Source organism: Pseudomonas palleroniana, from assembly GCF_003031675.1.
Classification (GTDB): domain Bacteria; phylum Pseudomonadota; class Gammaproteobacteria; order Pseudomonadales; family Pseudomonadaceae; genus Aquipseudomonas; species Aquipseudomonas palleroniana.
The window spans coordinates 1-6,599 of record NZ_PYWX01000022.1 but is presented as its reverse complement, the minus strand read 5'-3'; the positions used below and the strand labels follow the sequence as shown (position 1 = coordinate 6,599).

Annotated in this window: 8 protein-coding genes and 1 pseudogene; 7 read left to right on the top strand and 2 right to left on the bottom strand. The window is 62.7% G+C overall.

Going from position 1 to position 6,599, the window contains the following annotated elements:
• Positions 1-166: pseudogene (locus C9383_RS28625) on the top strand (IS481 family transposase); the annotation flags it as partial.
• A 165-nt stretch (positions 167-331) separates the two neighbouring features.
• On the opposite strand, the gene C9383_RS07105 reads toward C9383_RS28625, so the two are convergent.
• Positions 332-661 (bottom strand): EscU/YscU/HrcU family type III secretion system export apparatus switch protein, encoded by a 330-nt coding sequence (locus tag C9383_RS07105; RefSeq protein ID WP_090365993.1) that lies wholly within the window; start codon positions 659-661, stop codon positions 332-334.
• Positions 658-2,235, bottom strand: a complete 1,578-nt coding sequence (fliK, locus tag C9383_RS07100; protein WP_090365992.1) for a flagellar hook-length control protein FliK — start codon at positions 2,233-2,235, stop codon at positions 658-660. The genes C9383_RS07105 and fliK overlap by 4 nt, the downstream gene beginning before the upstream one ends.
• Before the next feature lie 200 nt (positions 2,236-2,435).
• On the opposite strand from fliK, the gene ccmA reads away from it, so the two are divergent.
• The 6 genes from ccmA to C9383_RS07070 all read left to right on the top strand — a co-directional run.
• Positions 2,436-3,071, top strand: a complete 636-nt coding sequence (gene ccmA, locus C9383_RS07095; RefSeq protein ID WP_090365990.1) for a cytochrome c biogenesis heme-transporting ATPase CcmA — start codon at positions 2,436-2,438, stop codon at positions 3,069-3,071.
• Positions 3,068-3,736 carry a heme exporter protein CcmB gene (gene ccmB, locus C9383_RS07090; RefSeq protein WP_014717701.1) on the top strand — a complete coding sequence of 223 codons (669 nt, stop codon included), beginning with the start codon at positions 3,068-3,070 and terminating at the stop codon, positions 3,734-3,736. The genes ccmA and ccmB overlap by 4 nt, the downstream gene beginning before the upstream one ends.
• Positions 3,737-3,824: 88 nt before the next feature.
• Positions 3,825-4,580, top strand: a complete 756-nt coding sequence (locus C9383_RS07085; protein WP_060753295.1) for a heme ABC transporter permease — start codon at positions 3,825-3,827, stop codon at positions 4,578-4,580.
• Complete coding sequence (gene ccmD, locus C9383_RS07080; RefSeq protein WP_060753296.1) at positions 4,577-4,753, top strand: heme exporter protein CcmD; 177 nt, start codon at positions 4,577-4,579, stop codon at positions 4,751-4,753. Before C9383_RS07085 ends, ccmD begins: the two co-directional genes overlap by 4 nt.
• The gene (ccmE, locus tag C9383_RS07075) at positions 4,750-5,217 is read left to right on the top strand and encodes a cytochrome c maturation protein CcmE (RefSeq protein ID WP_090365989.1); all 468 of its coding nucleotides are present in this window, start codon (positions 4,750-4,752) and stop codon (positions 5,215-5,217) included. The genes ccmD and ccmE overlap by 4 nt, the downstream gene beginning before the upstream one ends.
• 3 nt (positions 5,218-5,220) lie before the next feature.
• Positions 5,221-6,599: heme lyase CcmF/NrfE family subunit (locus tag C9383_RS07070; RefSeq protein WP_107338859.1), on the top strand; the 1,379-nt coding region annotated here is incomplete at its 3' end.

Genomic DNA, 6,599 nt, shown 5'->3' with positions numbered 1-6,599 from the left:
TTCGATAATGTGGAAGGGCAAGCTGGTATTTGTTAGCGAAGCGCTAGCTGGAGAGCGAATAGGGCTGAAAGAGACTGAAGATGATGCCTGGGATCTTTACCTGTGTGACTATCCCTTGGGGAGGCTTGGACGGGGAATGACTCGCGTCCAAGCTTCAAATGTGTAAACGATGTCCCCGGTTTCAGATGTAAACGATGTCTACGGTTCTACACCCGCGCTGGGTGGCGCAGCCGCCCTAAACCCAGGCACCTCGGTCTTGCTGAAACACCGGGGCGGCCTTGTTGGGGCGGCTGCGCCGCCCAGCGCGGGGCAAGCCCGCTCACTACAAGGGTTAGTAGTCGTCGCCACGGTCTGTGACGTCTCGTTCCGGCGGCTGCGCATGGGGGTCGTAGCCCACCGGGAACTTGCCCTTGAGCGTCCAGGCAAACGCAATGATTTCGGCCACCGTGCGGTACAGCTCCTCAGGAATACTGTCGCCCAGTTCCATGCGCGCCAGCAGCTTTACCAACTCGGCGTTTTCATAGATCGGTACTTCATTCTCCTGCGCCAATTTCAGGATCGCTTCAGCCAGTGCGTCATCGCCTTTGGCCGTCAGCGTCGGGGCCTGCTGGCCGTCGTACTTGAGGGCAATCGCCTGGCGCGGCGGGTTAGCGTTCTTCATGCGGTTTCATCCACCCAGCGTTGTTCCAGTCCGGTTCGCGGCCCGCGTGGCGGGGTGCCGAGGTGGCAATCCAGGTCACCGACGTTGAGCCCCGAGGTCACCAGACGCTCGCGCAGGCTGCCCAAATGGCTTTCGATCAGGCTGGCGGTGAAGGGCCGGCTCGCCCACAACTGGCTGGACAGTTTGCCCTGGCTAAGCTGGGCCTGGACCTGCAACGGCCCCAGCGGCTCCATGTCGAACGCCAGCTCGACGCGCCAGAGCATCTGCTTGGGGTCTTTTTTGTCTTTGCGTTCGGTTTGCTCCTTGTCCGGCGTTGGCTCTTCACGCTGGAACTTGACTTGCAGCGGCACGATATCCTGCAGGGTGCGCAGGGGGATCTCCAACTGCCAGGTGGTTTGCAGGCGGCCATCGGCGGTGGTGCCGGTCTGCTCCAGGCTCGACAGCTGATGGCTCTGCAACCGCGAGATCGCCGCAGCCGCCAGGCGCAGCAGGTTTTCCAGGTCGCCTTCACCTTCCAGGCGCTGCATCAGCCGGTCCGGTAACGGAAAGCCCGCGGGCGCTTGACGGGCACTGATCTGGCCAAGGGTGTTCAGCGGGTTGCGTACGAAGTTCGGCAGCACCTGGGCAAGGGTGTTGGCGGCAAGCACCGCGTTCAGGTTGGTCGGGGTGGGCAGGGCCGGCAGCAAGTCGGCGACCAGGCGCAGCAGCGCGCCCTTCATATCCAGCGGCGGTATCTGCGGGTTTTGCCCGGCCAACAATTTGGCTTCGAGAAAGGCGCCGCTGTTCTGCACCAGTTGCGCCAGCACCTTGGGGTTACTGGCTTGTGCCAGGTCGGGCAGGGCCGCGAGCAAGCGGTCGGCGGCGGCGCGCAGGTCGGCGGAAGTGCTGCTGCTGGCGGGCAGGTTCTGCAACGCGGTGAACAGCACATCCAGCGAGCCCTGACGGCTTTGCTGGGTGGAGAGTTGCTGCGCGATGGCTAGTTGATCCTTGAGCCCGCTCAAGGGCACGAAATTCAGGGTTTGCGCATTCTGCACCACGGCGCTGAGCAAGCTGCCGACCCGCAGCGGCTGCGGGCTCTCCACCGTGAGAGTGGTGCCTGCCAGGGCGTTATTGAGCACGCTCACCAGCGAGCGATAGATTGCCGGCTGCGTGGCGCCCTGGGGCAACATCTGGGTAGTCAGCACCTTGGCCTGCAACAGCGTGCCTTCGGGCATTTGCGTGGTGTCGATGCGGGTGAGGGCGGCGACGTTGGCGCTCATGGCTTGCTGCAGGGAGAGGGTCAGGTTGCCTGTCGGCGTTTGGCTAACCGCCACGTTGCTGCCCAGTGGCAGCGGCTGCGCACTGCTGGCTTGCACCAACGTCTGGCGCCCGCCATCCAGGGTCAGCTTGAGCAGCAGTTGAAACGAGTCACCGCCTTGTTTGAGTGCGAGCACTTCGGCGTTTGCGGTTTTTCCAGGGTCGATCAGCCCCGCCTGCGGCTCCAGCAATTTGAGCAACTCACCGGTCGCCGGCAGTGCAGCAGGCCCTGGCGCCGGGGTGGGAGGCAGCGGAGGAAGGTTGATCTCACCGGTCATCGTGCGCGTCGTCTCTGGGGAAATTGCCCTCTTTAGAGTAGGGCATCACATGTATAATGCCGCCCGTCTGCAAAGAGAGCGGTAAAAACCTCACAACTATTTGATCCAGCTCTCTAAAATCGGTCGCCAAAGCCGTTATTGTGCATCTCTCTATAACGGCCGCTGCACCGCCGACTTGAACCGTAAAGGCCCGCGATCTCTTGACCAGCCCTCTTCTTGAAGCCGTAGCGCTTGCCTGTGAACGCGACCTGCGCCTGCTGTTCGAACACCTCGAACTGCGGCTGACGGGTGGCGACATGGTGCAAATCAGCGGCCCCAACGGCAGTGGCAAGACCAGTTTACTGCGCCTGCTGGCCGGCTTGATGCAGCCGACGGCCGGCGAGGTCCGTCTCAACGGCAAGCCCCTCAACGAACAACGCAGCACGCTGGCGCGCAACCTCGTGTGGATCGGCCACGCCGCCGGTATCAAGGATGTGCTCAGCGCTGAAGAAAACCTCAGCTGGCTCAGTGCCCTGCATCACCCGGCCTCCCGCGACGCCATCTGGCAGGCCTTGGCGGCGGTCGGCCTCAAGGGTTTTGAAGACGTGCCTTGCCACACCCTGTCTGCCGGCCAGCAGCGCCGCGTGGCCCTGGCGCGTTTATATCTGCCCGGCCCGCCATTGTGGATTCTCGATGAACCCTTCACCGCCCTCGACAAACAGGGCGTCACCCAACTCGAAGAGCACCTGGCCCGGCACTGTGAGCAGGGCGGTCTGGTCGTGCTGACCACACACCACACCCTGGCCCGCCTGCCGGCCGGTTATCGTGAGCTGGATTTGGGGCGGTGGTCGCTATGAGCGTGTTCGCCCTGTTGGTTGCGCGTGAAGCCCGGCTGCTGTGCCGTCGCCCAGCCGAACTGGCCAACCCGCTGGTGTTCTTCGCCATCGTGATTGCCTTGTTTCCGCTGGCGGTCGGCCCCGAGACTAAACTGTTGCAAACCTTGTCTCCGGGCCTGGTGTGGGTGGCTGCGCTTTTGTCCGTCCTGCTCTCGCTGGACGGGCTGTTTCGCAGTGATTTCGAAGACGGTTCCCTGGAACAGTGGGTCCTTTCGTCGCACCCCCTGCCACTTCTGGTACTGGCGAAGGTGCTGGCACACTGGGTTTTTTCCGGCCTGGCGCTGGTCTTGCTCTCCCCGTTGCTGGCGATGATGCTCGGGCTGCCCGTGGAGTGCCTGCCGGTATTGCTTCTATCCTTGTTGCTCGGTACGCCGGTGCTCAGCCTGTTGGGGGCGGTGGGCGCAGCGTTGACGGTCGGTTTGAAGCGGGGTGGCCTGTTGCTGGCCCTGTTGATTCTGCCTTTGTATATCCCGGTGTTGATCCTGGGCAGCGGCGCTCTGCAAGCCGCGCTCATGGGGATGCCGGCGACCGGTTACCTTCTGTGGCTGGGGAGCCTGACCGCCCTGGCGGTAACCCTGACACCCTTTGCTATAGCCGCCGGCCTGAAGATCAGCGTCGGCGAATAATGAGGTCTGGTCGAGCGCGTCATACCCTTGACCAGTAAAGACCCTGAGCGTCCCGCTACGACGGGAAGCCACCGTGATGGAAACAGCAATGAACTGGACCTGGTTTCACAAGCTCGGCTCGCCCAAATGGTTTTATGGCATCAGCGGCAAGCTGCTGCCGTGGTTGAGCATCGCCGCCCTCTTGCTGATCGGCGTCGGCCTGGTCTGGGGCCTGGCTTTCGCGCCGCCGGACTACCAGCAAGGCAACAGCTTTCGCATCATCTATATCCATGTACCCGCTGCGATGCTGGCCCAGTCCTGCTACGTGATGCTGGCGGTGTGCGGCATCGTCGGCCTGGTGTGGAAGATGAAACTGGCGGACGTCGCCCTGCAATGTGCTGCGCCCATCGGCGCATGGATGACCGCCGTGGCGCTGGTCACGGGCGCGATCTGGGGCAAACCGACCTGGGGCTCGTGGTGGGTGTGGGATGCGCGACTAACGTCCATGTTGATCCTGCTGTTCCTGTACTTCGGTCTGATTGCGCTGGGCAATGCGATCAGCAATCGTGACAGCGCCGCCAAGGCCTGTGCGGTGCTGGCGATTGTCGGTGTGATCAACATCCCCATCATCAAGTACTCGGTCGAGTGGTGGAACACCCTGCACCAGGGCGCCACGTTCACCCTCACCGAAAAGCCGGCGATGCCCGTGGAAATGTGGGCACCGTTGCTGCTGATGGTGCTGGGGTTCTACTGTTTCTTCGGTGCCGTGCTCTTGATGCGCATGCGCCTTGAAGTGCTCAAGCGTGAGGCCCGCGCCAGTTGGGTCAAGGCCGAAGTGCAAGCCTGCCTGGGAGCGCGTGGATGAGCTTTGCTTCTTTCAGTGATTTTCTCGCCATGGGCCACCATGGCCTGTATGTCTGGACGGCCTACGGCATCTGCCTGGCGGTGCTGGCCCTCAACGTTGCCGCGCCAGTCCTGGCCCGCAAGCGTTACCTGCAACAAGAGGCGCGTCGTCTGCGCCGGGAGACCGATAAGTGAATCCGCTGCGTAGAAAACGTCTGTTGATCATCCTTGCCATCCTGGCCGGCGTCGGCATCGCCGTGGCCCTGGCCTTGAGCGCCCTGCAGCAGAACATCAACCTGTTCTACACCCCGACCCAGATCGCCAATGGCGAAGCGCCGCAGGACACGCGTATCCGCGCGGGCGGCATGGTGGAAAAAGGCTCGCTGAAACGCTCTGCCGACTCCCTCGACGTGACCTTCGTGGTCACCGACTTCAACAAAGCCGTGACCATTACCTACCGCGGCATCCTTCCGGACCTGTTCCGCGAAGGCCAGGGCATTGTCGCCCTGGGCAAACTCAACGCCGACGGCGTGGTGGTGGCCGATGAAGTGCTGGCCAAGCACGATGAGAAATACATGCCGCCGGAAGTGACCAAAGCGTTGAAAGACAGTGGTCAATCCGCCCCAAGCGCTAATTCACAGCCTGCCAAGGAGGGATAAGTGATGACGTCCGCACTGTTTATTCCGGAGCTGGGCCAGTTGTCGATGATCCTCGCCCTGTGCTTTGCCATCGTGCAGGCCGTGGTGCCGTTGCTCGGTGCCTGGCGCGGCGATCGCCTGTGGATGAGCCTGGCGCAGCCGGCCGCCTGGGGCCAGTTTGCCTTCCTGGTGTTTGCGTTTGGCTGCCTGACCTACGCCTTCATGACCGACGATTTTTCCGTCGCCTATGTGGCCAATAACTCCAACAGCGCTCTGCCCTGGTACTACAAGTTCAGTGCCGTATGGGGCGCCCACGAAGGTTCGCTGCTGCTGTGGGCATTGATCCTCGGCGGCTGGACGTTCGCCGTGTCGGTGTTCTCGCGCCAACTGCCGCAAGTGATGCTGGCCCGCGTGCTGGCGGTGATGGGCATGATCAGCGTGGGTTTCCTGCTGTTCCTGATCATGACTTCCAACCCGTTCAGCCGCATCCTGCCGCAGATCCCGGTGGACGGTCGCGACCTCAACCCACTGCTGCAGGACATCGGCCTGATCGTGCACCCGCCGATGCTCTATATGGGGTATGTCGGCTTCTCGGTGGCCTTCGCATTTGCCATCGCCGCCTTGCTCGGCGGGCGCCTCGATGCTGCCTGGGCGCGCTGGTCGCGGCCATGGACCATTGTGGCGTGGGCTTTCCTCGGGATCGGCATCACCCTCGGTTCATGGTGGGCCTACTACGAACTCGGCTGGGGCGGCTGGTGGTTCTGGGACCCGGTGGAAAACGCCTCCTTCATGCCCTGGCTGGTGGGCACTGCGCTGATTCACTCCCTGGCCGTCACTGAAAAACGCGGCGTGTTCAAAAGCTGGACCGTGCTGCTGGCGATCGCCGCATTTTCCCTCAGCCTGCTGGGTACTTTCCTCGTGCGTTCGGGCGTGCTGACTTCGGTGCATGCGTTTGCGTCCGACCCTGCGCGCGGCGTATTCATCCTGATCTTCCTGCTGTTCGTGGTCGGTGGTTCACTCACGCTGTTCGCCCTGCGCGCGCCAGTGGTCAAGAGCCAGGTGGGTTTCAACCTGTGGTCGCGCGAAACCCTGCTGCTGGGCAATAACCTGGTGTTGGTGGTGGCCGCCTCGATGATCCTGCTCGGCACGCTGTACCCGTTGGTGCTGGATGCCTTGAGCGGCGCCAAGCTGTCCGTCGGCCCGCCGTATTTCAATGCGTTGTTTATCCCGTTGATGGGCCTGCTGATGGTGGTGATGGCGGTTGGCGTGCTGGTGCGCTGGAAGGACACGCCCGTCAAATGGCTGGCCGGCATGCTGATGCCGGTGCTGCTGGGCAGTGTGGCCCTGGCGGTGATCGCCGGTATCGCCTACGGCGACTTCAACTGGGCGGTGCTCGCCACCTT